This window comes from Vibrio sp. Vb1337 (assembly GCF_033338715.1).
Classification (GTDB): Bacteria; Pseudomonadota; Gammaproteobacteria; order Enterobacterales; family Vibrionaceae; genus Vibrio; species Vibrio alginolyticus.
Genome location: NZ_JAWOTD010000199.1, coordinates 1 through 1150 on the forward strand (window position 1 = coordinate 1; position 1150 = coordinate 1150).

Annotated in this window: 1 protein-coding gene; it reads left to right on the plus strand. The window is 45.7% G+C overall.

Annotated elements, in window-relative coordinates:
• The coding region (locus tag R7E42_RS25000) for a polysaccharide biosynthesis C-terminal domain-containing protein (protein WP_318073238.1) at positions 1-1076 on the plus strand (1076 nt) is incomplete at its 5' end.
• Positions 1077-1150 lie beyond the last annotated feature (74 nt).

Here is a 1150-nt window from a genome sequence, read left to right on the forward strand (position 1 = left end):
TAGTCCGATTCAACGCTATCGCGTTTAGCAACGGAGATATTCAACAGCAAAGTGACAACTATTGGACGGCTTTAACTCGCAGTATCACATTTTGTTTCATGGCAGCCGTTACTCTATTTGTCGGCTTTTACCTTTTTCCAAATCAACTGAATCAAACCAACAGTCCAATAGTGGCGATTACGCTCGCGCTGATGTGCGTACCTTTCCTCGTATTAGGACAAACCAACAGCCGTGTTTTACAAGCAAGTAAAATGGTGGTGCCATCCCTATTCGCGCTTCAACTCGGCGTCAGTGTGCTCATGGTTTTGTTCATTATGGGCCTGAGCACACTGCACTTACAAAACATCAACAGCCTAATGACGGCATTGCTGCTGGCGAGTCTGATCGTCAGTATTGCTTCAACGACTAAATGGTTTAGCTCTGGTCAATATCAAAAGCCGACCCCGACAACAAATATCGAACTGATCTCCTCTGCGAAGCAAGTGTGGATTGGCAGCATTTTCACCAATATCCTCCAATGGGGAAGCATTGTTATTGCTGGTTTTTTCATTTCTACCACGGAGCTAGGGTTGTTAGCAGCAGCGCAACGAACATCGCTACTGATTGGCTTTGTACTGATTACCATTAACTTCGTTGTTGCCCCAATGTTCGCCTCTCTTTTTAAAGAGGGAAAGCTGGATAAACTGCGAAATTTAAGTCGATGGGCTTGTCGTGCAAACATTGGCGCAGCTTTACTTCCTGTCTTGATTTGCACCCTATTTCCTGAATTCGTCATGCAGCTTTTTGGTGATGAATTTCTTGCGGCAGCTCCGCTGTTAGTTGTCCTTTCTTTAGGGCAGCTGGTCAATATCGCCACTGGCTCGGTAGGATTTTTATTGCTAATGAGCGGCCATGAGAGAACGATGAAATACATAACGATTTGTTCAGGCACTATTTCCATCGCTCTTTTGGTGTTTCTTAGCCAAAGCTACGGCGTTCTGGGGGCTGCGTGGGCAATGGCGATCGGCATGGCGATCCAAAACCTTGCCGCGCTCTATTTTGTAAAACGCTATTTGGGCTTCTTTCCTGTGGGGTAACGATGACTTCGACGATCGCACGTTTAGGTTTTATTTCTATATCTCTACTGACAATCGGCCTTTCTTTGTGGAAG